The organism is Flectobacillus sp. (genome assembly GCF_049240685.1).
GTDB lineage: Bacteria > Bacteroidota > Bacteroidia > Cytophagales > Spirosomataceae > Flectobacillus.
On sequence record NZ_JBMLSD010000088.1, the window covers coordinates 1 to 1,416 of the forward strand.

Annotated in this window: 1 protein-coding gene; it reads left to right on the forward strand. The window is 36.9% G+C overall.

The window, feature by feature from the left end; genetic code table 11:
* The first annotated feature begins 104 nt into the window (after window positions 1-104).
* On the forward strand, window positions 105-1,121 hold the full coding sequence (locus tag ACOVQ4_RS04205; protein ID WP_421819403.1) for a zinc-binding alcohol dehydrogenase family protein: 1,017 nt from the start codon (window positions 105-107) through the stop codon (window positions 1,119-1,121).
* Window positions 1,122-1,416 lie beyond the last annotated feature (295 nt).

Genomic DNA, 1,416 nt, shown 5'->3' on the forward strand with positions numbered 1-1,416 from the left:
TATTTTGAGTATATAATCCTTTCTTGAACCCTATAGTTAAAACACTTAATAATCGGTAATTCCATCATTCAGCCCAAACGGCTGTTCTCAATGTTAAATTTTTAATGAAAACACTTACCTTATTACAACCTGAATCTTTTGCGTATTCTGATACAGAAAAACCCTCTTCTCTCCTTCCTAATGAAGCTTTAGTAAAAGTCCACAAAATTGGAATTTGTGGTACCGACTATCATGCTTTTTGGGGCAGACAGCCCTTTTTTCAATATCCACGTATTTTGGGTCATGAATTGGGTGTTGAAGTAATCGCTATTGGCTCGGAAGTTAAAGAAGTTACAATAGGGCAAAAATGTGCGGTAGAACCCTATCTTAATTGTGGTAAATGCTGGGCTTGTGAGCGTGATTTGGGCAATTGCTGCGAAAATCTTCAGGTGATGGGCGTACACACCGATGGTGGTATGCGTGAATATATCAAAGTGCCTGCTCACAAACTTCATGTTTCTGATAAATTGAATTATGAGCAATTGGCTTTGGTAGAAACTCTTGGTATTGGAGCGCATGCAGTCGAAAGAGCCAATGTACAATCCAACGATTTGGTTTTGGTTGTTGGCGCAGGTCCTATTGGTTTATCAGTTCTTGAATTTGTCAAACTTCGTGGTGCTAAAGTTGCCGTGGTTGACAGAAATACCCAACGATTAGATTTTTGTTTAGACCACAAAAAAGCTGATGCTAGTATCGTTGCCAATGACCAAACGGTAGAACAAATTTTGGAAGTATTTGGAGGTAAAATGCCAACAGTAGTTTTAGATGCTACAGGAAGTCCTGCTTCTATGCACCAGTCCTTCAACTATTTGGCAGCAGGCGGACGATTGGTATTCGTGGGATTATATCAAGGTGACTATCAGTTCAACGACCCAAGTTTTCATAAAAGAGAATTGACCATCATGGGTAGTCGTAATAGTAAACCTAATAACTTCAAAGAAATTATTGCTGCCATGGAAACTGGCGAATTATCGGTTGATAGCTGGATTTCTCATCGCATCACCTTCGAAGAAGTAGCAGAACAATTACCGAAATTGTACACTGAACCTTCGCTAGTCAAAGCTATTATTTCTTGGGAGTAAAATATTCATATTTCGGATAAGTAGGAAAGCGTTATTAGTTAACAGTATATTGGTTATTTGAAAATATTCATAATCAAAAGATTAAAACAAATTTTGCCTCAGATATACTATTAATTTAATCTTTCCTATTACTTAAGACATCCATTTAAGAAATATTGTTAAAGGGTTTTGCGTAAGTCAAGACGTAGATATTTGAGACATTTTTTAAGCAAATTAATACTTATGTTATCAAACTTTACCCTTGCGCAAAGCCCTAAACAACGGAATTTTTCGTCTAATCAATTACCTCAAGACC